The following is a 23,397-nucleotide window of genomic DNA, read 5'->3' as shown; positions in this document are numbered from 1 at the left end:
GGGTCAGACTTCGCCGATGCTGGTGACCACGTCGGCGCGTCCCTCCGAGAGCCGGTAGGTCACACCCATGACCGCGGTGCGGCCCTCCGCGACGGCGTTGTGGAGCACGCGGGAATGATCGACGATCCGGTGGGCGGTCTGCTTCACGTGTTCTTCCACCGTCTCGTTGACGCTGGTGATTCCGGCGCGCTGCGCGGCCAGCACCGAGGGGGTGATGCGCTCGACGAGGCTGCGCACGAAGCCGGTGGGGGTGACTCCGGACTCGGTGGCCTGCAGCGCAGCCGAGACGGCGCCGCAGGAGTCGTGGCCGAGGACCACGATCAGCGGGACCTTCAGCTCGGCGACGCTGAACTCCAGAGAGCCGAGCACCGCGTCGTCGGTGACCTGCCCGGCGGTGCGGACCACGAAGACGTCACCGAGGCCGACGTCGAAGATGATCTCCGCGGCCAGGCGGGAGTCCGAGCAGCCGAAGATCGTCGCCATCGGATGCTGGGACTCGGTCAGCGAGGATCGGCGGGCGGCATTCTGGTTGGGGTGCTTCGATTCACCCGAGACGAAGCGTTCGTTGCCGGCTTTGAGCAGTTCCCAGACCTCCGCGGGAAGCGGCTGCGCGGGCGTGGTCGATGCGGTCATCCTGTGGAACCTCCGTTGTCTTCCCCTGTTTCTACCTCAACATGTTCTACCTCAACATCGATCGATTCGGTGACCGCTCTGCGGAAGATGTCGAACTGCTCTGCCGTGGCCTCCCCGCCGAACACGATCGCCGTGCCGTCGACCGTGTTCGCCTCGGCCTCCAGGACGTAGTACTTCCACTCGTCGTTCTCGCGGACCTCGAGGGTCAGCCCATCGACGGTCTCCTCCCCGGTGGCCCCGATCTGCCGCGTCGCATCGTTGACCCATGCGGGGTTGGGCTCGTCGGTCTGCGCGAAGCTCAGGAAGCTCTGCTCGTCGACGGAGTACCCGACCTCCCAGGCAGTGACCCCGAGCTCTGCGCGGTTCTCCCACCGGGCATAGTTCGCCGTCCACCCCTCGGGCACATCCGGGACGATGGCGGTGTAGCCGGCCACGTCGCTGGTCCAGCCGGCAGCCTCTTCCACGTCGACGTCAGGGGTGAAGGCGACATCGCGTTCTGGTCTCAGCCCCATCACGGCGAACAGTGCCAGCATGGTGATCGCCACCGTGATCACGACGCCGATGAGGGGCTGGCGCAGACGCTTCGCCTGGGACTGCGTCAGCTGCGGGGTGGGGGTCTCTTCTGGCTCGGTCACTCCTCCATTGTGTCACCGCCGGCAGACATGCCCGGGCCCGTGACTCGGTGCCGTGTCGGCGCTCACGGCTATGATGGCGGCAGGGCCGGCGACGAGGCCGGTCAGAAGCCGAGACGACAAGGTGGCCCAAGCCCATGAACGATTCTTCGCAGCCCGGCGGCAAACGCTCCGACGACGGCTCCACCCAGGACTTCTCCCACCTTTCAGCGCGCCTGGCCGTCGGAGACTCCGAGCCTGACCGCCACCTCGCAATGGAGCTGGTCCGGGTCACCGAGGCCGCGGCCATCGCCGGCGGCGCCTGGGTGGGCATGGGTGACAAGCTCACCGCCGATGGTGCCGCAGTGGATGCCATGCGCTCCCTGCTGGACACCGTGAACCTCAACGGGATCGTGGTCATCGGCGAGGGGGAGAAGGATGAAGCCCCGATGCTCTTCAACGGGGAGCGGGTCGGCAACGGCAGCGGACCGGAGGCCGACGTGGCCGTGGACCCGATCGACGGCACCCGGCTCACCGCGCTGGGCTACAACAACGCGCTGGCAGTGCTGGCCGTGGCCGAGCGCGGCACGATGTTCGATCCATCGGCGGTGTTCTACATGGACAAGCTGATCACCGGACCCGAGGCCGCCGACATGGTGGACCTGCGCCTGCCCGTGAAGCAGAACCTGCACCTGATCGCCAAGGCCAAGAACAAGCGGATCAGTCAGCTCAACGTCTGCGTGCTCGACCGCCCGCGCCACTCCAAGCTGGTCGAGGAGATCCGCGAAGCCGGAGCTCGCACCCGTTTCATCATGGACGGTGACGTGGCCGGAGGCATCGCCGCGGCCCGCGAAGGCTCCGGCATAGACGTGCTCATGGGAGTGGGCGGCACACCTGAGGGCATCATCACCGCCTGCGCCATCAAGGCCGTCGGCGGTGTGATCCAGGGTCGCCTGGCTCCGATCGACGACGAGGAGGCGCAGAAGGCGCTCGACGCCGGCCACGACGTCAGCAGGGTGCTCACCACCAACGAACTGGTCACCGGCGACAACTGCTACTTCGCCGCCACCGGCATCACCGACGGCGATCTGCTGCGCGGCGTCCGGTACCAGGGAGACAAGGTCACCACTCAGTCCATCGTGATGCGTTCGAAGTCCGGCACGGTCCGGGTCATCGACGCTGAGCACCAGGCTCGCAAATGGGAGTCCTACACCAGGCAGTGATGCACCGGCACGCGCGGAGCTATCAGGAGATCGCGCGGGACAGCTGATGCGTTCGTCGTCTCTGTGGTCTGAGCTGTCCGCGGGCGACGGCGATTTAAACGTGATGCCCGTGAGTGATGGATTTCAGCGGTGACAGACGACATCGGGGGATGGATGACAGCGGAGAATGCCGAGGACCTCAGGCGACTGCGGCTTCGCTATGCAGGAGTTTGCTGCGTCTGCGCAGTACCGCTCCAGCAAGGGACCGAGGCTCTCTACTCCGACCGCCGCAGGAAGGTGCTCTGCATGCGCTGTTCCCCCGCAACGCACACAGACATGTCACCACCTCTGGCTGAATCTGAGGTCCCTCCGGTTGGGGGCCGAGGGCGCGCCGGGGCGGGTGCGCAGCGGGAGTATGACCGCCGAAGGGCCAAGGATGATGTGCGGATCCGGCAGAAGTGGGGACGCTTCGGCGGCGTCGCCATCGCGCTGAGCCAGGAGAAGCAGAGCACCACCGCCTGGGCGATCGGCGCGGAGGGAGAGCGTCGGGTCGGGTCCCGCCTGGACAGGGTGGCTCTCGAGCTGGGCGGCCTGGTGCTGCATGATCGGAAGATCCCAGGGTCCCGCGCCAATATCGACCACATCCTGATTGTGCCCAGCGGAGTCTGGGTGATCGACACCAAGAAGTACACGGGCAGGGTGGAACTCCGGCGGAGCGGAGGACTGCTGACCTCGAGGGTGGAGAAGCTCACCGTGCGCGGGCGGGACTGCACATCCCTGGTGGATCAGGTGCTCAAGCAGGTGGACCTGGTGCGTGGTTGTGCGCCGAACGTCCCAGTCTCGGGAATGCTGTGCTTCTACCGCGCCGAATGGCCCCTGGGTGGGCATCCACGCACCCGGGGAGTTCATGTGCTCTGGCCCAGACGCGTCAAGCAGGTGGCGAGGGCCGGGACTGGGGCGAGGATCGACGTCGACTCCATCGGCGCGCAGCTCGCCGACCGCTTCGCAGCTTCTGGGTGACTCCTCACGAGGGGCTGACAGGGCCACGCGGCCTATCTTATTGTGGTGTCATGGCTTTCGCGAATGTGGGAACGCTGGGAGTTGTGCCAGGCGCCCGGGACCGAGTCGTCTCCATATTGACCCGCCATAATCCAGACCTGGAACAGGCCGGATGTCTTCTCTACGAGGTCGGCATCAGCGACGAGCACCCCGAGACGGTCTTCGTCAGCGAACTCTGGACCTCCGCGGAGGCCCACCAGGACTCGCTCCAGCTGCCGAGCGTCCGTGCACTCATCGCCGAGGCCATGCCCCTGCTCTCGGGTGCCATGGACGGATACCAGTTCGACGTGGTCGGATCCCCGCTGCCGTAGCTGCTTCCATGTATCAGGGACCTCCGTCCCACGCATCCGGCGCTACTGGATCTCGGCGTCGGGCGGGGCGATATGGTGCCGCTGACCGCCGTCGGCCGAGGCCACCCCGGCCACCGCGGAGAAGCCCTTCGGCTCCTCACCCGCGGCCTGCGCCTGCATCCCCGGGGTCGCCTCCGTGCGTCCGGTGATCTGCCCCAGGCTGCGCAGCACCCGGTCCACCACGAGCCCAGCCGATTCCAAGTCAGCGACGACCTCGTCGATCGCGTCCAGATGCTCCTCGTCCACGGTGATGATCCACTGCTGCTCCGGCATGGTCACTGTCCTTTCGGCCGCTGGGATCGCAGCCAATCCCGCCCCGACATCCTCACGCTCAGCGCCTGCCAGGGGACGCGCGGTGCGGATCAGCTCATCCCACAGCGCCTGGCCGCGCAGCCCGGTGGAGGCCGAGAGCAGGGCGGCGATGCCGGAGACGTGTGGGGCTGCCATGGAGGTGCCGCTGATGCTGCGGTGGTGCTCGGGACGCGGCCAGGACGAGTAGACGTCCACCCCGGGGGCGGCGATGTCGACCTGCCCACCATCGTGCGGCAGGGAGCGGGCTGAGAAGTCCGCCACGTGCAGCCCGGTGTCCAGCGCGGCCACCGCCATGACGTAGGGGCTGTTCGCCGGCGCCCCCACGAAGCCGGGGTTTCCTGCGCTTCGTCCGGCGTTGTTGCCCGCCGCGGCTACCAGCACCGAACCCCGCTCCAGCGCCCGCCGACCAGCGGTCACATACGGAGGATGGACCTCGCGCACATCGGCGCCCAGTGACATCGAGATGATCTGGCAGTTGTTCGCCAGCGCCCAATCGATCCCAGCGAGGATCGAGGCGTCTGAGCCGGATCCGTCCGCACCGAGCACCTTCGCCGAGAAGATCTCGACCCCGGGGGCCACGCCGAAGCCTCGACCGGACGGGGGAGCCCAGGGTCCGCAGGCGGTGCCCACGCAATGCGTGCCATGACCGTGGACGTCCTCCGGACCCTCCCCGGCGATGAAGGACTCTGCCGTCACCACGCGGCCGGCGAAGTCCGGATGGTCGACGTCGAAACCGGTGTCCAGCACCGCGATGCGCACCCCGGCGCCGGTGAGCCCCGCCGCTTGGGCGCGGCCGATCTCAATGGCCTGCAACCCCCAGGTCAGTGCAGCGGTGTCGACGACTGCGGCTGTCGTCGTGCGCTCGGCGGGGGTCGCCCCGATCGCGTAGTAGGTCAGCTCCCGGCTGTAGCTCATCGGCGCTCGACGTTCACGACATCGACCGCTGAACGCCTCGAGGTCACCGGACTCGCCGTCGACCACGCCGACGCCGAGTCGAGGGAAATAGATGTCGGTGGAGAAGCCCTGGGCGCTGAGCAGCCCGGGAGCGTCCCGTTCCAGCACTTCTGAATCTGAGGTGTCAAAGGTCACTACAAAGCGTCCCATTGTTGTCCCGTCCCTCCGCCGCGCCGACACGTGGGCACCAGGCTAGGGTCGCAACCTGCATATCCGCCGAGTGACCTGGAGATCGTCCCTGCGGCCAGCTGTCCGGTGCGGTCTGCTCCACCCGGGGGTGTTTCCCTGTGCGGGCGAGCAGAGGTCATGGCGCATAATTGGGGACTGTGACGCGACAGGACAGCAACCCAGCCCCGCCCAGCGGCCCCGCCGGCACCCCGAGGATCGGGGTCATCGGCGACGGCCAGCTGGCCCGCATGATGGCCCCCGCCGCCGTCGAGCTGGGCATCGAGCTGCATCTGCTCGCCGGCTCGGCCGACTCCTCGGCCGCGCAGGTCATCCCGCACACCACGTTGGGGGACTACACCGCCCCCGCAGACGTGACGGCGTTCGCGGCCGGCCTAGACGTGATCACCTTCGATCATGAGCACGTGCCTGCCGAGGTGCTTGACGCTCTCACCGCGAACGGCGCCGAGATGCATCCCGGTCCCGAGGCGCTGATCTACGCCCAGGACAAGCTCGCGATGCGCCGCGCCGTGGAGCAGCTGGGCCTGCCGAACCCGCGCTGGGCCGAGGTCCGCAGCGTCGACGAGCTGCTGAGCTTCGGCGCCGACGCAGGCTGGCCGGTGGTGCTGAAGACTCCGCGCGGCGGCTACGACGGCAAGGGTGTGCGGATGATCGACTCGTCCGAGCAGGCCGCTGACGCCCAGGACTGGTTCGCCCGCGCCGCCGAATCCGGCGCGGGCCTGCTCGCCGAGCAGAAGGTGCCCTACACCCGCGAGCTCTCCGCCCAGGTCGCGCGCTCGGCCACCGGGGAGACCGTGACCTACCCGGTGGTGGAATCCACCCAGACCCACGGAGTCTGCGACGAGGTGATCGCCCCCGCGCCGCACACCAGCCAGGCCCATCTGGACCTGTGCGAGCGCATCGCCCGCACGATCGCGGAGAAGCTCCAGGTCACCGGCATGCTCGCAGTAGAGCTCTTCGAGATCAGTGAGGATGACGCCGACCCCGAGGCTGGAATCATCCCCGGCATCTACATCAACGAACTGGCCATGCGGCCGCACAACTCCGGGCACTGGACGATGGACGGGTCCATCACGAGCCAGTTCGAGCAGCACCTGCGCGCGGTGCTGGGCCTTCCGCTCGGCGCCACCGAGGTCAAGGGCGGCGCCGGCGGCTACACCGTGATGAAGAACCTGCTCGGCAGCGCCGCCGCCGGCGAGCGATCCCTGCACGGCTCCTTCGCCGCGGCGATGCGCCGCTCGCAGGGCTCGAAGATTCACCTCTACGGCAAAGAGGCCCGCCCGGGTCGCAAGATCGGGCACGTGAACATCCTCACCCAGACCCATTCCACGCAGGAGACCTGGGAGGCACGTCGAGCAAGGCTTCAGCGTGTGCGCCGAGCTGCAGCAGACGTGGCCGAGATCATCGTGGAAGGACCCGCCCAATGAGCCAGACCACCGAGAACCACCCCACCGAGAACCACCCCACCGATGCGAGGCCAGGGGAAGCCCAGGCCCAGTCCGGCGCCCCCGTCGCCGCCCAGGTGAGCCTCGTCATGGGGTCGAACTCCGACTGGCCGGTCATGAAGGCCGCCGCGCAGGCGCTGGACGAGTTCGGCATCACCTTCGAAGCCGACGTCGTCTCGGCCCACCGGATGGCCGAAGAGATGATCAGCTACGGCAAGACCGCGCACGAGCGCGGGATCCGGGTCATCATCGCCGGTGCTGGGGGAGCCGCCCATCTGCCCGGCATGCTCGCCTCGGTCACCCCGCTGCCGGTGATCGGCGTTCCGGTGCCGCTGAAGCACCTCGACGGCATGGATTCACTCCTGAGCATCGTGCAGATGCCCGCCGGGGTCCCGGTGGCCACCGTCTCCGTCGGCGGCGCCCGCAATGCGGGGCTGCTCGCCGTGCGCACTCTGGCTGCCGGGGACTCGGCCCAGGCCGCACAGCTGCGCGAGAAGCTGCTCGACTTCCAGAAGACGCTGGCGGCTGAGGCCCACGCGAAGGGTGCCGCGCTGCGCGAAGAAGCCGCCGAGCTGGAGACGTACCGGACACGATGACCGACTCCGCCATCAGCTACCACCGGTTCAACAGCGAACCGGATGTGATCCGCAGCCCGCAGCGTGGTTCCGCGACCGACCGCACCCGTCGCGCCCTCATGCTCCTGGCGCTGACCCTCTTCATCCCCGGCGCCGCCCAGGTCGCCGCAGGCTCCAAGAAGCTCGGCCGCGCCGCCCTGGCGGTGACGGTCGCCTGCTGGTTCTCCGCACTGCTGCTGGGACTGATGTTCCTCACCATGCGAGGGGTCGTGCTCTCTCTGCTGACCCAGCCGTTCATGCTCTGGCTCAGCGCCGTGGTGCTGGGCGCGCTGGCGATCGGCTGGCTGATCCTCTGGCTGGACACCTTCAGGCTGCTCCACTTCACCTCCCTGGCGCCGCGACTGAAGCCGATCGTCGTCGTCGTGCTGGTGGTGCTGATGACCGTGACCTCCGGAACGCTGGGCTACGGCGCCAAGCTGGTCAACGAGGGCCGTGCGGCTCTCGGCGGGATCTTCGCCGCCGGGCCCGGCATCGACGCCGTGGACGGTCGATATAACTTTCTGCTCATAGGCGCCGACGCCGGCGAGGGACGCGAGGGACTTCGGCCAGACTCCATCCACGTGGTCAGCGTCAACGAGGACTCCGCGGAGACCATCATCTTCTCGATTCCGCGCAACTTCCAGAACGCCCAGTTCAACGAGGACTCCCCGTTGAACGCCGTCTACCCGACAGGCTATGACTGCGGCGACGAGTGCATCATCAACTTCCTCTACACCGATGTGATGGAGAACCATCAGGACCTCTATCCCGAGGCCGAGGATCCCGGTGCCGAGGCCATGATGGACGCGGTCTCCGGCAGCCTGAACCTGGAGGTCTCCGGCTACGTGATGGTGGACATGGGCGGCTTCGAGGACCTCATCGACGCCATGGGCGGGGTGAGCGTGAACTCCGGCGGCTGGGTGCCTTACCGCGGCCCGATGCCCGATGGCAGCTGGGGCGACAACTGGTGGGCCCCCGGGGTGTACGAGTTCTCTGGCCAGGAGGCACTGGCCTACGCGCGATCGCGCACCTTCAGCTCCGACTACAACCGGATCCAGCGTCAACAGTGCATCCAGCAGGCGATGATGTCCCAGTTCAACCCGCAGACGCTGCTCTCGCGCTTCAGCGAGATCACGCAGGCCGGAGAGAACGTGGTGGAGACCAACCTGCCGCAGTCCCAGCTGGGCTCCTTCCTGGACCTGGCTGTCGACGCGCAGGGCCAGACTCCGCAGCGACTGGTGCTCGGGGCCCCGGACTTCGGCGCCTCCGGTGACATGTTCTCGACCTACCCGGACTTCGAGCAGATCCAGCGCCGGGTGGATGAGCTCATCGCCAATGAGGAGCACCAGAGCGGCGGAGGCCTCTTCGGATCCGCAGGGTTCCTGCCCGCACACTCGGGTGCGCTGGGTGTGACGCTCACGACACCGCAGGCCACGCAGCAGGCCGCCGACGCCGTGGAAGACGACGAACCCCCGATCGACTCCACTCCGCCGCCCACTCAGCCAGACGGCTCTGAACTGACCCGGGAGTACCTGGTCGAGGCTCAGCTGAACGGTCAGACCGCAGTGCTGGAGGAGGCCGCCTCCTCGAATTACCGCTGTGACCCGGTGAAATAGGGCTGATAAGGTTCTCCCGATGTTCATGATGATCAACCCCGTCCGCGAGTATGCGTGGGGTTCCACCACCGCGTTCAGCGAGCTCTTCGGCTGGGCCGCTTCGGCGACCCCACGGGCGGAGATCTGGATGGGTGCTCACCCTGGAGACCCCTCCTCCCTGCAGCTGGCCCCTGAGTCTGTGCGGCAGCCGGTCGAGGTCACCTCGCTCCCGGACTACCTGCGAGGCTCCGACCAGGCTCCGGGAAGCTTCCCCTTCCTGCTCAAGGTCCTCGCCGCCGAGCATCCGCTCTCGATCCAGTCCCACCCCACCGCGGACCGGGCCCGGCGTGGCTTCGCAGCGGAGGAGGCGGCGGGAATCGCGCTCGACGCCCCGCATCGCAGCTATAAGGACCCCAACGCCAAACCTGAGCTGATCGTCGCACTGACGGAGTTCTCCGCGCTGTGCGGATTCCGGCCCCACGCGAAGGCCGCAGCGGCGCTGACATCGCTCAGCTCGGCCGTTGCCGGTGTCGAACGCCCGGCAGACGACCAGCAGCTGCCCGCGCTTCTGGACCGGCTCCACGACTTCGTGGCGGCGCAGGACTACGCAGGAGCGCTCGAGCATCTGCTGCGCAGCGGACGCGACGCGACCCAGGCTGCCGCGGAAGAGCTGCACAGGTTCCTGGGTCGGGCCGACCTGCCTGACGGGCACGGCAGGGCCGCCCTCCGCGATGCGCTGGACCCAGGCACGCGCGAGATGCTTGCCCACGTCAGCGCGGCGTTTCCCGCAGATCCCGGCGTCTTCGTCACGTTGCTGCTGAACCGCGTCAGGCTTCAGCCCGGAGAGTCGATCTACCTCCCGGCCGGCAATCTTCACGCCTATCTGCACGGGGTGGGAGTGGAGCTGATGGGCAACTCTGACAACGTGCTGCGCGGCGGACTGACCAGCAAGCCCCTTGCCGTCGATGAACTGCTCAGCGTCACCGACTTCGGCGTGCTCCCGGTCCCACACTGTCCGGTGCAGGAGTCTGGGCCCGCTCCGCGCCGGACCCAGTACCAGGCTCCGTTCGAGGAGTTCCAGCTGGAGCTGATCGAGTTCCCAGGCGAGACGGTGCTGGATCGGCTCGGTCCCGGTATCGTGCTCTGCACCGCGGGAACGTTCACGCTGCACGCTCCCGACGCGGCCTCGAGCGAGGATGCCGCCGGTGAAGAACTCACCGCAGCCCCAGGAACGCCTCGTATGCTCACCCTTACTCCGGGCGAATCCGCCTTCCTGCCGGCAATCGCCGGCCACCGGCTGAGCGCATCCGCTCACGCCCAGGCCTTCCTGGCCAGCACCACCTTCGCCAGCCAAGACCTGTAGGACTATTCCCATGATCCCCAAGCTGTACCGGCGCATCGAAACCCTCGTCCTCAGACTCTGGCGCGAGGTCGCGAAGTTCGGCGCCGTGGGCGGCGTCGCCTTCATCATCGACTCCGCGATCTTCCTCTGGCTGATCAGCGGCCCCATGGATGACTCGCAGCTCAAGGCCAAGGTCGTCGCCGGCGTCGTCGCCACGCTCTTCTCCTGGATGGCGAACCGCTACTGGACCTTCCGGCACAAGCGCTCCACCGGCAAGACCCGCGAGCTGGTGATGTTCCTGCTGATGAACGCGATCGGCCTGGGCATCCAGACCGGCTGCGTGGGCATCGCGAAGTACGTCCTGGGCATGGATTCGGTGAGCGAGGTCTTCATCGCCGGCAACGTGATCGGCCTGGTGCTGGCCACCGTATTCCGCTTCTTCGCCTACAAGTACTGGGTCTTCACCACCGACCGCTCGGGTCTCGCGGAGCTGCCCACTGAACAAGATCCAGCCGCCGACGCCGCCGAGGTCACCTCCCGCTGAGCCAGCGGGCTGAGCAGCTCCACAGTCGGACAGCTGTCGAATCCCCGGGTCATTCCACCCGTCTCCGCCGCAGGGATGGGACGGGCATCGCCGCGGGAATCGAGTGGGTGAGGGGAGCCGCTGTCAGCGGATCCCCTCATTGCGCAGCATCTGTTCCCAGGCCTTCGGCTGCGCGGCGGGATCACCCTGGAACAGCACCACCGGGCGGCTCTGCGCCCAGGCTGCAAGCATCCGAGCGAACAGGTCGCCGCCGCCCCAGCGCACCAGTCCCCAGTCCTTCAGGTTAACCTCGGTCGGTTCACCGACGACGACGAGCCCACCGCCCACACTGCGGCCCGCCCCGGCCCCTGCGTCCGCCCCGGGCAGCTCGAGCGGCGGCAGCGGAGCCGGCAGCTGGTCCGGATGCTGACGGACCTCGGCGGAGATGTCCAGCGCCCAGGCCGGAAGTCGCTGCCCGGTGGCCTCCTCGAAGGACGCATCCAGCAGGCCGGGGGAGAGCGCCGCGAGTTCCGCATCCCCGAGAGCATGCGCCAACGGGCCCGCGCCGGTCCAGTCGCCGGGCCGGTCGGTGAGGATCAACCCCGGCTCCAGCGCCGAGGCAGTGGCTGCGCGGGCGTCGTCGTCGTTCTGCGCGGCTCCCAGCGCAACCAGGGTGGCCCTCCAGCCCAAGGCTCCTGCGGCCAGCAGGACGGCGGTGGCCTTCCAGTGAGGTGCGGCGTCGACCAATACGGCGGCGCCTTCATCGATCTCACATTCCTGGCTGAAGAGGCCGATCAGCTTGACCGTCCAGTTCTGCAGCACCCGCCCGGAGAGCTCCACGCGTTCCTGGTCCTCGCCTGCTCCATACCAGATCAGCGCGGGCTGTGGACGAGACTCGAGCAGGTCCAGCAGGGCAGGGAACGTCTGGGGCGGCCGGGCGGTCGAGCCGCCGAGTGTGAGCGGGGTCATAGTTTCTCTCCTGGGCCCGCCACGCCTCGCGGCAAGCTTATTTTTGACGGCGTGTCGGGCGTGATCGAGGGGTTGACGGTCTGATAGTGGCGACTTAAGTCGCTCACTTGACGGATCATTACTTACGCCAGTGTAATTAGGAGCAGTACACGCATGATCAACCTCGGGAGGCCCTTTGATGGGGAACGCAGAGCGGCTGGGCACAGAACAGCCCGGCACCACGGCCATAGCGCGCAGGACGGGTCTAGAGGTTCCTGCTGATTGGTTCGTGGACCCTGCTGATCCTCAGGCCGCCGAGCGGCTGGAGCACGGCAAGACCCTCGAGGATCAGGCCACCGCATTCCTCGCCGCCCATGAAGAGGCCGAACGTCGCTCTGTGGGGAACGCCTCGGCCGGCACCAGCTCTTCGGTCACCGCTCTCAGTGAGGCTCCTTCCCGCCGCACTGAGGCCCCGACCCGCGAGCTGCCTGGCCGTGAGACCGCAGCGCCGGAGACCCGTCCCGCGGACTCGAGCAGGACCACCTGGCTGGGCCTGCCCGCGCTCGTTCCCACCGATGAGATCGAGGGCGAGCTCGCCTGGCAGGTCGACGCGCTCTGCGCGCAGACGGACCCGGAAGCCTTCTTCCCCGAGAAGGGCGGCTCCACGCGAGACGCCAAGAAGGTCTGCGGCGCCTGCAACGTGAAGCAGGAATGCCTGGAATACGCGCTGGGCAACGACGAGCGCTTCGGCATCTGGGGCGGACTGTCCGAGCGGGAGCGGCGCAAGCTGCGAAAGAGAGCACTCTGATCAACGGTCACTCTGGCCCCCACATCGCCGCCGTCGTCCTGAACGACGGCGGCGATTTGTCGTCCGCTCCAGGCCACGCCGAACCCGACGCCGCCCCCGGCGCTTCCAGCACCGCAATGCAGCGGACCCGGGACGCGCTGGCCGCGCAGTCCCGGGCGCCCGATCACATCGTCGAACTCTCGGCAGCGAGCTACCGCGGGGTACAGGACCTGTCGCGCTCGCTGCGATCCGGATTGCTCGAAGACCGCCGACAGGCACGCAGCACCGCAGGCAAGGGCTCGGGCGGGACCAAGACCACCCAGCTCTGGCGCAGCCTCGAACGGCAGCTGCCGGACGGTTTCAATCCGCGCCACCAGTGGCTCTGGATCATGCCCGCCGGCACGGTCCCCACGTCCGACGCCCTGGAGCGGCTCGAAGAGCGCCTCTTCACCGTCAAGGACGAGGAGCACCACGCGCAGATCCAGGTCATCGGCGCCAAGCAGCTCTCCGCCGAGACCCCGGAACGGCTGGTCAATGCGGGCCTCTTCAGCGCCCGCTCCGCGGAGGTCCTCACCGCCACCGAGCCCAAGGAGCTGGACCAGGGCCAGTACGACGGCCGCGACGCCGTCCCCGGCGTCTCCGGGGAGGGCATGCTGGTGCATGCCTCACTCTTCGGCGACCTCGGCGGCTTCGACCCGGGGCTCAGCGGAGACTACGCCGCCGCGCAGTTCTGCCGCCGCGCCCGCGAGGTCGGCGCGCACATCGTCATCGAACCCACCGCCCGGGTGCTCCGCGAGGACCCGCCCCGCCGAGACACCGTCCACCGCCTCGGCGGCACGCTCTACCTCCCTTCCGCTCAGCGGATCAGTCAGATCCGCCGCCGACTCGTCAACGCGACCCCGATCGCGGTCCCGTTCCTCTGGCTGGGCATGTGGGTCTCCGCGCTGCTGCGGCTGATCGGGCTGACCGTGGTCAAGGCACCCGATGCCGGCGCCGGTCAGTTCTTCGCCACGCTGCGCGCCCTGCTGGGCCTGGGAGCGATCGCCCATACGCGTCGCTTCGCCACCGAGGGCCGCAGAGCCGCCCTGGCCCGACTCAGCCGCGACGAACAGATCAGCTCCGCCGCCGAGCTGCTGCGCGCCGGACGCCAGGCCGAGGCTCGGAGGACGCTGAGCCCCTCCGAGGTCCGGGCGCAGCGACGCTCGGTGATGACCGCTGAGACCGTCTCGGTCCCGCGCACCCGGTTCACCCCCGGGTTCTACGGAGAACCCGATGACACCGGCGAGCGCGAGAACAACGAGGACGCCCTGCTCGAGATCGGAGCCTCCGACGGCGAGTTCGACGAGATGCCCTCGCGACGCTCCGGGGACCGACTCGGGCTGTTCCTGATGCTGCTGGCGCTGGCCGGAGCCTCCCTGCTGGCCTTCCGAGACCTGCTCTCGGCGGAGGCGATCACCGGCGGCGCCGCACTCCCGCTGGCAGGTTCGCTGCCGGAGGTCTTCGCCCACTCGGTGAGCTTCCTGGCCGCGGACAGCCTCGGGTCGCTCTCCGCCGCGGACCCGTTCAACCTGTTGCTGCTGGCGCTCTCCGCGCTGAGCTTCGGCCACGGATCCGCCGTGCTCGTCTGGCTGCTGATCCTCGCGCTGCCGCTGAGCGCGCTCAGCGCCTGGTACGCCGCGGGTCTCTGGTCCACCAAGGCCTCCCGACGGGTGGTCTCGGCGCTGCTCTGGACCGCCATGCCCACATTGCACATCGCCGTGGGGGAGGGTCGCATCGGAGCGATCCTGGTCCACATCCTGCTGCCGGTCGCCGTGGTGGCCACCGTCCGGGCGGTCGGCCGCGCCGCCGTCGGCCTGGGTGTCGCCGGAAGCTGGGAGTACGCCACCGGCGCTGCGCTGCTGCTGATGGTGCTCACCGCCGCGTCCCCGACGCTGCTGCCGCTGGTGGTGCTCGTCGGGGTCGCCCTCGCCCTGATCCTGGGTCGCCGGGGCCGCCCGCTGTGGCTGATCCCGCTGACCTCGCTCGCCGTCGCCGCCCCGATGATCGCCTCCGCCGTCATGCAGGGCAAGAACCTCGCCGCGGTGCTCGTCCATGAGCCGGGCCGTGCGCTCACCGCCGACGCCGCCCCGCTGTGGCAGCAGCTGCTCGGCTTCTCCCGCGCCTTCGATCCCGCCGCCGGACTGGCCTCCGCCGGCGCCGCAGGATCCTGGCTGCCGGCCTACCTTGCCGGGGACTTCTGGAGCCTGCGCATCGCACTGCTGATCGGGCTTCCGCTGCTGATCATCGCCCTGTTGGGCATCTTCACCGGCAGCCGCACGCGGCCGCTGCCGATCGTGGCGGGCACACTGCTGCTCGCGACCCTCGGCCTCTCCGCGCTGGTCGGGCTCCTGGCCGCAGGATCCGACGGCACCGCGGTGATCAGCGGAAACCCTGGACCGCTGGTCTCGGTGCTGCTGTTCTGCCTGCTGGCGGCCGGTATGGCATCGCTGGACCGGTTCCCGCTGGCCTTCCCCCGGGTGGGCGGCACGATCACCCCGGTGATCTCCACGCTGCTCGTGCTTGCCATCGGCGCCTCTCTGGTCCTGTTCTACAGCCCGCGCATGATGCCGGACGCGCCGCTGACCGGTCAGCCGCTGACCGCGGTCAACGCCGCTCCGACGCTCATCGAGGCAGGGGCGCTGCGTCAGCTCCCGGCCACGGCCGCAGACCAGGGCACCGGCCCCGCGCAGCTGCGCACGCTGGTGCTCTCTGCGGCTGATCCCGGTGTGATCGGCGAGCTGGTCTCCGGGGAGGGGCGCACGCTGGACAAGTCCCGCGCGGTGGTCGCCGCCGGTGACATGCCGCTGTGGGCCCAGCCGGACCGCATCCCGAACCTGTTCGGCGGCACCCGCGACGACGCCGTCGGCCCAGCGCAGACGGTCACTGGATTCTCTGCCGCCGAAGAGCGCCTGGCCTCGCTGATCGCCTCGCTGATCACACCCGGGGCGCTGCAGACCGAAGACCTGATGGCAGAGCTGGGCGTGGGCTATGTGCTCATCGACCGGAACGAACCCGCTGTGCTCAGCGACGCCGTGGACACCGCCGCCGGACTCGTTCCGGTGGGGGTGACCGACCGCGGTGAGCTGTGGCGGGCCGAGCTCGATGAGGGTGCGCTGCTGCCCTCCGGGAAGGGCATCTCCGGGGTTCCCACCAGCTGGGCCCGGATCGTGGACCCCCAGGGTGAGGTGCAGGCGCTTCTGCCGAGCCATGCGCAGGCGCTCGACGTCGATCTGGAGCAGGTCACAGCCGACGACGGCGCCGGCCTGGGTCTGGATCCGCAGGGCGAGTACCTACTGGAACTCTCCACCGAGCACGCGAAGGGCTGGCGAGCCAGCTGGGACGGCCAGGACCTCGAATCTGTGGCGGTGCAGACCGACGCGCCCGCACAGTCCTCCGATGGATCTGCCGCCTGGATGCAGCGCTTCGAGCTGCCCGCGGAGGCGCTGACCGATCAGGGTGCGGGGCTGCAGGGTCAGCTCAGCGCAGATCACCGCAGCGGCTACCAGCTGCCGGTGCTGATCACTCTGGGCGTATTCCTGCTGCTGGTGGCGCTGATCGCCATCCCGCTGCCCCGCGGAAGCCGCATGCTTCCCGTGGCAGACACCGATGAGCTGGAGGGACGCCGAGGATGAGCGCCAAGAAGGTCAGGGTCAAGAAGCTCATCAAGGAGCAGCGCCAGGCGCGCAGGCGCGCCATCCGCGACCAGGAGCGCGCCGCCACGCTGAAGGCCAAGCAGGACGCGGCCGCGGCCCGAGCCGAATTGAAGGCTGAAGAGCAGCGGCTGCGCATGGAGCAGCAGCAAGAACGCCGGCAGCGGCAGGAGCAGGAACGCCAGCGCCGGGAGGAGCAGGAACGCCGGCAGCGGGAGGAGCAGGAACGCCAGCGCCGGGAGGAGCAGGAACGCCGGCAGCGGGAGGAGCAGGAACGCCAGCGCCGGGAGGAGCAGGAACGCCAGCGCCGCGCTGAGGAGCAGAAGCCGGCCACGGTGACAAAGGCTGCCCCTGCCGTCGAATCCGCCGCCGAACCGGTCGCTGTCGGGCCTTCCCCTGTCGACACCGGGGCCGACGATCAGATCGAGGCTCCGGCCGACATCGAGATGTCCGCCAGCACCGAGGCTTCGGCCGTCACCGAGACGTCGGCTGCGCCCTCGACTCCTGGAAAACAGAAACGTCCCAAGGGCACCTGGCGGGACCGCCGCCGTGGAGCCCGGAACAATGACGGCAGCCCTGAGTCCGGCGCGGAGCACACAACCGCCCTCAGGAGACGAAGGGGCACGAAGTCCCGCACGGCCGCCGTCGTCGTGACCGCGGGAGTTCTGGCCACCATGATCGGCTCGGTCGCAGTGGATGGCCTGATGGATGGCCGCTCCGAGGCCGCCACCGGGACTCCCGGAGAGGGCCAGGTGGCGTCAGCGGCGCTGGGTGCCGTCTCCGTGGCCGCTCCGCAGGCTGGGCGGACCTTCATCTGTCCGCCGCTGCCCGGCCAGCCCGATTCGCTGACCACCGATGGCCAGCTCGAGTACCGCGACAGGGACTCCTCGGCCGTCTCACGGTTCTCCGCGGTGCTCTTCGCCACGGATCTCAACGGGTCCTTCCCCGACTCCTGGTGGGCGCAGCTGAACCAGGAGGGCCGCGTCAACGAGGACGTCCTGACCGAAGCATCCTCCGCAGACGCTGGTGAGATCGAGGAGGGCGGGGACACCGCACAGGCGGAGGCCCCATTGACCCAGCGCGAGGCGGTCTATGAGTCAGACCTCGACGTCGCCCGGCCGCCGCTGCTGGAGACCGCCGCGACTGCCGATGGCAGCGCGCCGGCGGCCGCAGCGCTCTATGAGTACGAGGCCGAAGACGGCCCGGTGGCCGGTCTCGCCGTCGGTCAGTGCACCGCCCCCGAACGCAGCCAGTGGTTCTTCGGCCCCGAGACCGCGGCCGGCTCCTCGTCGCTGCTGACTCTTGCGAATCCCTTCGACCGGTCCGCCACGGTAGAGATCACGAGCGTGGACTCCGACGGAGATCGTGGCACCACCGGGACGCGATCCATCGTCGTCCCCGGTCAGACCACCCGCTCGGTCAACATCGCCGGTCTGGCCTCTTCGGGGTCGGACCTGGGTGTCCAGGTCCGCTCAGCCGGGGCGCCGGTCACCGCGCAGCTGCAGTCCTCCCGCGCGTCCGGGCTGACCGGCACCGGCGTGGAGTTTCTTCCCCAGATGACAGCCCCGGGCACCGAGCACCTGATGCCCGGAGTGCCGATCCCCGAAGGCGTCCCCGCCTCCGGAGACGACGACGATGAGGAGAGCACCACGCCGCCGGAGCTCTGGATCCACGTCCCGGGTGATCAGGGCGCGACCGTTGAGCTGCAGGTCTACGGCGAGGACGGCCAGCAGGTCATCGAGACCCCCGGCGTCTTCACCGTGAACGGCGGCGAGATCGACGCCGTGAACCTGCGCGGCCTCGAGCCCGGCGCCAGAGACATCCGCGTGCGCACCGACGTTCCGGCCTATGTGGGGGTGCGCAGCGAGACCGAGACGGGCTCAGACTTCAGCTGGGCGGCTCCAGCCACGGCGCTCGGGGAGGGCTCCGGCACCTTGCTGCCGCAGCTCGGTGAGCCCGAGCTGCACCTGTTCGCCTCCGGCGCCTCGGGCAGCGTCGCCTACCGGGTGATGGACGTCGACGGAGATTTCGGGCCCGAGCAGAACGTCGAGCTCACCGGGGATGGCGCGGGGGTCATCTCCGCCGACGACCTTGCCTCCGCCGAACCTGACGACAGCGAGGACGGCGCCGCGGTGATCGTGTTCTCCGAACCGCAGCTCGACGGCGAAGGCAGCGTCCACGCGACGATGTCCACCACCACAGATGACGGTGCGTTCAGCCTGACCCCGGTCTCACCGCTGCGCGGGGCCGCAGAGTACGTGCCGGTGCGGCTGCTGCGCTGAGCGGTTCGCCCCAGCGCCGGGCGCGAGAAGCGGCCGGTCCGATCACGCAGTTCCTGCAGCCCCTGATGGGAGGGTCGCCTACGACGTCCAGGGTGCCGGTCCGCTTCTGGTGCTCATACCCGGGATGGGGGAGCTGCGCGCTTCCTGTCGCCACCTCGCCCCGGCACTGGTGAAGGCCGACGTCGTGATGGTGGCGCAGGCGGGCCGCCGGCCGCAGTCCCAGCAGTCGGAGATCACCCCGGCCGCAAGCCTCGACAAGTCGTGCCTGCCAGGCATCCGGGGGAGTGGTTGCTAGGGTGGTCTCTCGTGGATTCCTCGCGTCGATGCACCAGAAACAGCTGTGAGCGGCCTGCCGCCGCCACCCTGACCTACTCCTATAAAGACTCCACCGTGGTGGTGGGCCCGCTGAGCGTCTACGCGGAGCCGCACACCTATGATCTCTGCGACCGTCACGCAGCGTCGGTCACGCCGCCACGTGGTTGGGAGGTGCTTCGGCTGACCCTGACCTCAGCGCCGAAGCAGGAGGATGACCTCCTGGCCCTGGCGGACGCCGTGCGCGAGTCCCCGGAGGTCCAAGCCGCCTGGGCGCTGGCCCAAGAGGCCCAGCGTCAGGCAGAGCAGTCAGGACAGTCTGATCCGGCAGCGGAGCGTGGAACAGAGCGCGGCGCTGAGCCCGAGCTGCCCACCCGCTCCACCCGGGACCGAATGGCTCGGCCCGTCCGCGTCGGAGGGCCCGGGATCTCCCGCGGTCATCTGCGCATGCTCGACGACTGAGTCGAGAGCTGAACCGACGCGCGCGTGGACTCCTCAGGTCAGGTCATCCCGCTTCGCAGGCGTTGATAGAGTGACGTGCCAGAGACACCGGGAGGTCACGTGAGCACAGGTCCGCACGCAGAAGCCATGCACATCGGCGAGCTTGCCGATCGCACCGGCCTGTCCCTGCGGACCATCCGCCATTACGGCGACGTCGGCCTGCTTCCGGCCAGCGGCCGCACCGAGGGTGGCTTTCGGCTCTACAGCGAAGCGGACCAGCAGCGGCTGATGCGGATCAAGTACCTCAAACCGCTGGGGTTCAGCCTCGAGGAGCTCTCCGAGGTCGTGGCGCTGCTGGAGCTGGACACCCTCGACGCGGATCAGCGCAATCGGGCGCAAGAGTCACTGGAGCATGTGGACCGGGAGCGCGCCAAGCTCGCGGCCTACCTGGAACAGGCAGATCTGCTGGCCGAACAGCTCAGGAACCAGCTCAGCAGCTGAGGCTGCGCCCACCTGGTGAGACATTGACCACAGAACGTGAACCCTCACCTAACGTTAGGGTAGGGTTCTTGGCGTGACCGGTTAGAGGTTGTCTCACCGGTTCCCCCAATCTTTCCTGCGCAGCGCTGCGCATCCGCACGTCGTATGTAATCCGATGGACACTGCTGTGTCCACAACCCGAGAACGGAGCCTCATGGCACACAAGCCCACGGCCGTCGCCGAGGAGCTGTCACCCGAAGAACGCCAGTCGGTTCTTCGCACACTCAAGTCCCCGCGCCTGCTCAAGACCGAGATCCTGGCCGGACTGGTCGTGGCGCTGGCGCTGATCCCCGAGGCCATCGCGTTCTCGCTGATCGCCGGCGTGGACCCACGCTATGGGCTCTTCGCCTCCTTCACGATGGCGGTCTCGATCGCCTTCCTCGGTGGACGCCCCGCAATGATCTCCGCCGCCACCGCCGCCACCGCCCTGGTCATCGCTCCGCTGGTGGCAAGCCACGGCATCGACTACTTCATCGCCGCGGTCATCCTCGCCGGTGTCTTCCAGGTGTTGCTGGCGGTCATCGGCGTAGCGAAGATCATGCGCTTCATTCCCCGCTCGGTGATGGTCGGGTTCGTCAATGCGCTGGCGATCCTGATCTTCACCTCGCAGTTCCCCGATCTCATCGGCGTCCCGTGGCTGGTCTACCCGCTGGTGGCCCTCGGTCTGGTGGTCATCTACCTGTTGCCGCGGATCACCAGCATCGTGCCGCCGCCGCTGGTGGCCATCGTGCTGCTGACCGTGCTCGGTGTGGTCTTCGCGCTGAACGTGCCCACCGTGGGTGACAAGGGCGAGCTGCCCCAGTCGATCCCCGAGCTGTTCATCCCGGATGTCCCCTTCACCATGGAGACCTTCCAGATCATCGCGCCCTACGCGCTGGGAATGGCAGCAGTCGGGCTTCTCGAGTCGCTGATGACCGCCAAGCTGGTCGACGACGTCACCGACACCCGCTCCGGCAAGGTGCGCGAGTCCTGGGGACAGGGCGCCGCGAACATCATCACCGGCTTCTTCGGCGGCATGGGCGGCTGCGCCATGGTCGGTCAGACCATGATCAATGTGAAGGCTTCCGGTGCGCGCACCCGCATCTCCACCTTCTGCGCCGGGATCTTCGTGCTGATCCTCGCGGTTGCGCTCGGCGACGTCGTCGCGATGATCCCGATGGCCGCGCTGGTGGCTGTGATGATCTTCGTCTCCGTCGCCACCTTCGACTGGCACAGCATCAAGCCTTCGACCCTGAAGATGATGCCCAAGTCCGAGACCGCGGTCATGCTGGTCACCGTCATCGCCACCGTCTGGACGCACAACCTGGCCATCGGTGTCGGCCTCGGAGTGCTCACCGCCATGGTGCTCTTCGCCCGCCGGGTGGCTCACCTGGCCACCGTGGAGCGCCGGATCGAACAGCACTTCGGTGAGGAGATCGCGAAGTACGAGGTCAGGGGCGAGCTGTTCTTCGCCTCCTCCAACGATCTCTACACCCAGTTCAACTACGCGGAGGATCCCGACCACATCGTGATCGACATGTACAACTCCCACGTCTGGGATGCCTCCACCGTGGCCTCCCTGGACGCGATCACCGAGAAGTACTCCAAGTACGGCAAGCGGGTGGAGATCTCTGGTCTCAACACCGCCAGCGCCGCTCTGCACGAGCGGATGGCCGGAAACCTCGGCGCCGGTCACTGACCAGCCCCGCAACAGCCTGAGCTGAATGCACAGAGGGCCGGTGTCGTCGGATGACGACGCCGGCCCTCTGCTGTGCCCTGCGCGGTAGGCTTGGGCCATGCCCAGTGCCCAGTCCTCCGTCGCGCCGAGCCCCACACCGGGGCGGGCCGCCGTCGCACTCTCTGACGATCTGCTGAAGATCCTGCGCTGTCCGGTCAGCGGCAGCACCCTGCGACAGGACGGGGATCAGCTCATCTCCACGGATGACCCCAGCCTGCGCTACGCGATCGAACGCGGCGTGCCGACGCTGCTCGCCCCGCGCTGAGCCTCTGCCCGCCGCACGTCACCAAGCACGTCACCAAGCACGGCATCGAACTCTCACCCGACACAGCAGAAGGATTCCTATACCTATGAGTTTTGACTACCGCATCGCGGACATCTCCGCGCACGAAGCCGGCCGCCACCAGATTCGGCTGGCCGAGCACGAGATGCCCGGGCTGATGTCCCTGCGCGCGGAGTACGGCGACTCCCAGCCGCTGGCCGGAGCCCGCATCGCCGGTTCGCTGCACATGACCGTGCAGACCGCCGTGCTGATCGAGACCCTCACCGCCCTGGGCGCCGAGGTCCGCTGGGCCTCCTGCAACATCTTCTCCACCCAGGACGAGGCGGCGGCCGCCGTCGTCGTCGGTCCGCGCGGAACTCCTGAGGACCCGCAGGGCGTGCCGGTCTTCGCCTGGAAGAACGAGTCCCTCGAGGAGTACTGGTGGACCGCCAGCCAGATCTTCGCCTGGCCCGGTGTGGATGAGGATCCCACCGTGGGTGCGAACATGATCCTCGACGACGGCGCCGACGCCACCATGCTGGTGCACAAGGGCGTCGAGTTCGAGGCTGCCGGCGCCGTGCCCTCGGCGCAGGACTCCGATCCCGAGGAGTACCACTACGTGCTGGCCACGCTGCGGAAGTCCCTCGAGGAGAACCCGCAGCGCTGGACCGGGATCGCGAAGAACCTGCGCGGCGTCACCGAGGAGACCACCACGGGTGTGAACCGGCTCTACCAGTTCGCCCGTGACGGGAAGCTGCTGTTCCCGGCGATCAACGTCAACGACTCGGTCACGAAGTCCAAGTTCGACAACAAGTACGGCGTCCGCCACTCGCTGCCCGACGGCATCATGCGCGCCACCGATGTGCTCATCGGCGGCAAGGTCTCCGTGGTCTGCGGCTACGGCGATGTGGGCAAGGGTGCCGCCGAGGCGCTGCGCGGCCAGGGCTCCCGGGTGATCATCACCGAGATCGACCCGATCAACGCGCTGCAGGCAGCCATGGACGGCTACCAGGTCGCCCGCCTGGAAGACGTGCTGGAGACCGGGGACATCTTCATCACCACCACCGGCGGCAAGGACATCATCTCCGCCGAGGCGATGCAGAAGATGAAGAACAAGGCCATCGTCGGCAACGTCGGACACTTCGACAACGAGGTGGACATCGCAGGCCTCGCCGCGATCCCCGGCGTGCAGAAGGTCGAGATCAAGCCGCAGGTGCACGAGTGGGTCATGCCTGCCGACGGCTCCCGCGCCGAGGGCCACTCGATCATCCTGCTCTCCGAGGGTCGGCTGCTGAACCTGGGCAACGCCACCGGACACCCCAGCTTCGTGATGAGCTCCTCGTTCGCGAACCAGACCATCGCGCAGATCGAGCTCTTCGCCAAGACCGCTCCGGACTACACCGGCGAGGACCGCTACGAGACCGACGTCTACGTGCTGCCCAAGGTCCTCGACGAGAAGGTCGCCCGGCTGCACCTGGACGCCCTCGGCGCCCGGCTCACCGAGCTCTCCAAGGACCAGGCCGACTACCTCGGCGTGGACGTGGCCGGCCCGTACAAGCCGGAGCACTACCGCTACTGATTCCCCCAGCTGAT

20 protein-coding genes are annotated in these 23,397 nt (G+C 68.5%); 16 read left to right on the top strand and 4 right to left on the bottom strand.

Annotated features, from left to right (window positions below; genetic code table 11):
• Nucleotides 1-3: 3 nt before the first annotated feature.
• The gene (locus tag LTH96_RS07585) at nucleotides 4-633 is read right to left on the bottom strand and encodes a carbonic anhydrase (RefSeq protein WP_241465146.1); all 630 of its coding nucleotides are present in this window, start codon (nucleotides 631-633) and stop codon (nucleotides 4-6) included.
• Complete coding sequence (locus LTH96_RS07580) at nucleotides 630-1,268, bottom strand: DUF4245 domain-containing protein (protein ID WP_241465145.1); 639 nt, start codon at nucleotides 1,266-1,268, stop codon at nucleotides 630-632. Before LTH96_RS07580 ends, LTH96_RS07585 begins: the two co-directional genes overlap by 4 nt.
• 134 nt (nucleotides 1,269-1,402) lie before the next feature.
• Between LTH96_RS07580 and glpX the strand changes: the two genes are divergently transcribed.
• The 3 genes from glpX (at nucleotide 1,403) to LTH96_RS07565 (ending at nucleotide 3,816) form a co-directional block, all read left to right on the top strand.
• Nucleotides 1,403-2,467 (top strand): class II fructose-bisphosphatase, encoded by a 1,065-nt coding sequence (glpX, locus tag LTH96_RS07575; protein WP_241465144.1) that lies wholly within the window; start codon nucleotides 1,403-1,405, stop codon nucleotides 2,465-2,467.
• Nucleotides 2,468-2,887: 420 nt separating this feature from the next.
• Nucleotides 2,888-3,466 (top strand): nuclease-related domain-containing protein, encoded by a 579-nt coding sequence (locus LTH96_RS07570; protein ID WP_241465143.1) that lies wholly within the window; start codon nucleotides 2,888-2,890, stop codon nucleotides 3,464-3,466.
• Nucleotides 3,467-3,516: 50 nt separating this feature from the next.
• A complete protein-coding gene (locus LTH96_RS07565) occupies nucleotides 3,517-3,816 on the top strand; it encodes a putative quinol monooxygenase (protein WP_241465142.1) in 300 nt (99 codons plus the stop codon).
• A gap of 42 nt (nucleotides 3,817-3,858) precedes the next feature.
• Here the strand turns inward: LTH96_RS07565 and LTH96_RS07560 are convergent, their stop codons facing one another.
• Nucleotides 3,859-5,256, bottom strand: a complete 1,398-nt coding sequence (locus LTH96_RS07560) for a S8 family serine peptidase (RefSeq protein ID WP_370644419.1) — start codon at nucleotides 5,254-5,256, stop codon at nucleotides 3,859-3,861.
• Nucleotides 5,257-5,447: 191 nt separating this feature from the next.
• On the opposite strand from LTH96_RS07560, the gene LTH96_RS07555 reads away from it, so the two are divergent.
• The 5 genes from LTH96_RS07555 to LTH96_RS07535 all read left to right on the top strand — a co-directional run bounded on the left by LTH96_RS07555 (nucleotide 5,448) and on the right by LTH96_RS07535 (nucleotide 10,847).
• Nucleotides 5,448-6,734, top strand: coding sequence for a 5-(carboxyamino)imidazole ribonucleotide synthase (locus tag LTH96_RS07555; RefSeq protein ID WP_241465141.1), 1,287 nt, complete (start codon nucleotides 5,448-5,450; stop codon nucleotides 6,732-6,734).
• A gap of 107 nt (nucleotides 6,735-6,841) precedes the next feature.
• Nucleotides 6,842-7,348 carry a 5-(carboxyamino)imidazole ribonucleotide mutase gene (purE, locus tag LTH96_RS07550; protein ID WP_241465554.1) on the top strand — a complete coding sequence of 169 codons (507 nt, stop codon included), beginning with the start codon at nucleotides 6,842-6,844 and terminating at the stop codon, nucleotides 7,346-7,348.
• A complete protein-coding gene (locus LTH96_RS07545; protein WP_241465140.1) occupies nucleotides 7,345-8,982 on the top strand; it encodes an LCP family protein in 1,638 nt (545 codons plus the stop codon). Before purE ends, LTH96_RS07545 begins: the two co-directional genes overlap by 4 nt.
• A 25-nt stretch (nucleotides 8,983-9,007) precedes the next feature.
• Entirely contained in the window at nucleotides 9,008-10,324 is a 1,317-nt protein-coding gene (gene manA, locus LTH96_RS07540) for a mannose-6-phosphate isomerase, class I (protein ID WP_241465139.1), read from the top strand.
• Nucleotides 10,325-10,334: 10 nt separating this feature from the next.
• Nucleotides 10,335-10,847 carry a GtrA family protein gene (locus LTH96_RS07535; protein WP_241465138.1) on the top strand — a complete coding sequence of 171 codons (513 nt, stop codon included), beginning with the start codon at nucleotides 10,335-10,337 and terminating at the stop codon, nucleotides 10,845-10,847.
• A gap of 123 nt (nucleotides 10,848-10,970) precedes the next feature.
• Here the strand turns inward: LTH96_RS07535 and LTH96_RS07530 are convergent, their stop codons facing one another.
• Nucleotides 10,971-11,795, bottom strand: a complete 825-nt coding sequence (locus LTH96_RS07530; protein WP_241465137.1) for a TIGR03089 family protein — start codon at nucleotides 11,793-11,795, stop codon at nucleotides 10,971-10,973.
• Nucleotides 11,796-11,973: 178 nt separating this feature from the next.
• Here LTH96_RS07530 and LTH96_RS07525 point away from each other — a divergent pair, with 178 nt between their 5' ends.
• The 8 genes from LTH96_RS07525 to ahcY all read left to right on the top strand — a co-directional run bounded on the left by LTH96_RS07525 (nucleotide 11,974) and on the right by ahcY (nucleotide 23,383).
• Complete coding sequence (locus LTH96_RS07525; protein WP_241465136.1) at nucleotides 11,974-12,582, top strand: WhiB family transcriptional regulator; 609 nt, start codon at nucleotides 11,974-11,976, stop codon at nucleotides 12,580-12,582.
• 56 nt (nucleotides 12,583-12,638) lie between these two features.
• The gene (locus LTH96_RS07520) at nucleotides 12,639-16,232 is read left to right on the top strand and encodes a hypothetical protein (protein ID WP_241465135.1); all 3,594 of its coding nucleotides are present in this window, start codon (nucleotides 12,639-12,641) and stop codon (nucleotides 16,230-16,232) included.
• Entirely contained in the window at nucleotides 16,229-18,532 is a 2,304-nt protein-coding gene (locus tag LTH96_RS07515) for a DUF5719 family protein (protein WP_241465134.1), read from the top strand. Before LTH96_RS07520 ends, LTH96_RS07515 begins: the two co-directional genes overlap by 4 nt.
• Nucleotides 18,533-18,838: 306 nt before the next feature.
• Nucleotides 18,839-19,306 carry a DUF3499 domain-containing protein gene (locus tag LTH96_RS07510; protein WP_241465133.1) on the top strand — a complete coding sequence of 156 codons (468 nt, stop codon included), beginning with the start codon at nucleotides 18,839-18,841 and terminating at the stop codon, nucleotides 19,304-19,306.
• Between the two features lie 99 nt (nucleotides 19,307-19,405).
• Nucleotides 19,406-19,786: a MerR family transcriptional regulator gene (locus LTH96_RS07505; RefSeq protein ID WP_370642696.1), complete on the top strand. Its 381-nt coding sequence runs from the start codon at nucleotides 19,406-19,408 to the stop codon at nucleotides 19,784-19,786.
• 193 nt (nucleotides 19,787-19,979) lie between these two features.
• On the top strand, nucleotides 19,980-21,503 hold the full coding sequence (locus tag LTH96_RS07500) for a SulP family inorganic anion transporter (RefSeq protein ID WP_241465132.1): 1,524 nt from the start codon (nucleotides 19,980-19,982) through the stop codon (nucleotides 21,501-21,503).
• A gap of 97 nt (nucleotides 21,504-21,600) precedes the next feature.
• Nucleotides 21,601-21,807: a hypothetical protein gene (locus LTH96_RS07495; protein ID WP_241465131.1), complete on the top strand. Its 207-nt coding sequence runs from the start codon at nucleotides 21,601-21,603 to the stop codon at nucleotides 21,805-21,807.
• An 85-nt stretch (nucleotides 21,808-21,892) separates the two neighbouring features.
• On the top strand, nucleotides 21,893-23,383 hold the full coding sequence (gene ahcY, locus LTH96_RS07490; protein WP_241465130.1) for an adenosylhomocysteinase: 1,491 nt from the start codon (nucleotides 21,893-21,895) through the stop codon (nucleotides 23,381-23,383).
• Nucleotides 23,384-23,397: the final 14 nt, after the last annotated feature.

Origin of the sequence: Nesterenkonia sp. LB17 (assembly GCF_022565915.1) — a bacterium.
Classification (GTDB): Bacteria; Actinomycetota; Actinomycetes; order Actinomycetales; family Micrococcaceae; genus Nesterenkonia.
Note: the sequence above shows the minus strand (reverse complement) of the source record. Positions and strands in the feature narration are given on the sequence as shown.

Bases quoted from the DNA above. Each gene is read 5' to 3' on its own strand.
- LTH96_RS07565 (WP_241465142.1), top strand. From the start codon at position 3,517: ATGGCTTTCGCGAATGTGGGAACGCTGGGAGTTGTGCCAGGCGCCCGG.
- glpX (WP_241465144.1), top strand. From the start codon at position 1,403: ATGAACGATTCTTCGCAGCCCGGCGGCAAACGCTCCGACGACGGCTCC.
- LTH96_RS07545 (WP_241465140.1), top strand. From the start codon at position 7,345: ATGACCGACTCCGCCATCAGCTACCACCGGTTCAACAGCGAACCGGAT.
- purE (WP_241465554.1), top strand. From the start codon at position 6,842: ATGGGGTCGAACTCCGACTGGCCGGTCATGAAGGCCGCCGCGCAGGCG.
- LTH96_RS07585 (WP_241465146.1), bottom strand. From the start codon at position 633: ATGACCGCATCGACCACGCCCGCGCAGCCGCTTCCCGCGGAGGTCTGG.
- LTH96_RS07530 (WP_241465137.1), bottom strand. From the start codon at position 11,795: ATGACCCCGCTCACACTCGGCGGCTCGACCGCCCGGCCGCCCCAGACG.
- LTH96_RS07500 (WP_241465132.1), top strand. From the start codon at position 19,980: ATGGCACACAAGCCCACGGCCGTCGCCGAGGAGCTGTCACCCGAAGAA.
- LTH96_RS07535 (WP_241465138.1), top strand. From the start codon at position 10,335: ATGATCCCCAAGCTGTACCGGCGCATCGAAACCCTCGTCCTCAGACTC.
- LTH96_RS07515 (WP_241465134.1), top strand. From the start codon at position 16,229: ATGAGCGCCAAGAAGGTCAGGGTCAAGAAGCTCATCAAGGAGCAGCGC.
- ahcY (WP_241465130.1), top strand. From the start codon at position 21,893: ATGAGTTTTGACTACCGCATCGCGGACATCTCCGCGCACGAAGCCGGC.
- LTH96_RS07495 (WP_241465131.1), top strand. From the start codon at position 21,601: ATGCCCAGTGCCCAGTCCTCCGTCGCGCCGAGCCCCACACCGGGGCGG.
- manA (WP_241465139.1), top strand. From the start codon at position 9,008: ATGATGATCAACCCCGTCCGCGAGTATGCGTGGGGTTCCACCACCGCG.
- LTH96_RS07525 (WP_241465136.1), top strand. From the start codon at position 11,974: ATGGGGAACGCAGAGCGGCTGGGCACAGAACAGCCCGGCACCACGGCC.